The sequence below is a fragment of the Photorhabdus sp. RM322S genome (genome assembly GCF_042879395.1).
GTDB classification, from domain to species: domain Bacteria; phylum Pseudomonadota; class Gammaproteobacteria; order Enterobacterales; family Enterobacteriaceae; genus Photorhabdus; species Photorhabdus khanii.
Genome location: NZ_JBHFKW010000130.1, coordinates 1 through 1,074 on the forward strand (window position 1 = coordinate 1; position 1,074 = coordinate 1,074).

Below are 1,074 nucleotides of genomic sequence, written 5' to 3' on the forward strand. Positions count from 1 at the left end.
CTTTGTTATTAACAATAAACAGATAACCCCCGATTTTACAGACAGAGATATGACTGTTCTCAGTGATGTCAGTATCTTTGGCGAGCCCTATACGATCACCGCAGAGCTGACCCCCCTTCCTGATAAATGGTTTGGGCCTGTTTATTTTAGTCGTCTTGGTTTTGAGGATAACGGAACAGAAAAAGCGTATTTAAATAATACCCGAATGAAAAGCAGGGTATTAGAAAATTCTCTGCCCGGTCTTATCCTCTCGGGAAGAAATACTTACATTAACAGTGATAATTTATCCAATCAGATAAGTAAAATTGAAGCTGGAAAAGATATTTTTCTGACCGGAAATAAATTGATTAATGAAAGCCAAAGAAAAAGTTCACTCAATCATTTTATTATTTATGATCTTAAACTTGAACCCGTCCCGACGGTCTATCCTTACAAAAAATCAGGCGAAACTCAGACCTGGAATGACGAAGACGATGTCATTGAACCCGCAAGCATCATCGCGAAAGGGAGCCTGGTTGCTGATTTCAAAGACAATATCAACATTAATACCACTCTTCCTGAAGACATTAAAACTGTCTCAGAAGTTAATGTCAAAGAACGACCGGAAACAGTATCCGCTGAGAAGATTATTCTCCATGCCGGGCAAATCAATATCACGGATAAAATAAAGGCAATTAATGAATTAAACATTATCGCTGAAAAAGAGATTAATCTTCATGATGCCGCACTGCTGTCATCAAATAGTTTATCGATGACAGCCATCAAAAATATTAATGCGTTGCAAAGTGAAGTAAAAGGGAAAGATATCACCCTTATTAGCCGTCATGGCGATATTCGGTTTCAGAGCAGTGACAAACCCGGTTATTTTAATGCCGATAATACCCGCAGAATAAGTACATTAAGTGCTAATGGCAGTTTAACAATCCAGGCAGGTAAAAATCTCCTTTTACAAAATACCTGGTTAACCCCGAGTACGGATATTTCTCTGACAGCGAATAATGATATTGAGATAGAAAACACGGTACGGCTCTCCCCTCGACAAACGGGTCCTATGCCTCCGGACAAATGGGATAC

Annotated in this window: 1 pseudogene; it reads left to right on the forward strand. The window is 39.1% G+C overall.

The annotated features are described in order from the left end of the window. Positions 1-49 precede the first annotated feature (49 nt). A pseudogene (locus tag ACGF63_RS22890) lies at positions 50-1,074 on the forward strand (hemagglutinin); the annotation flags it as partial.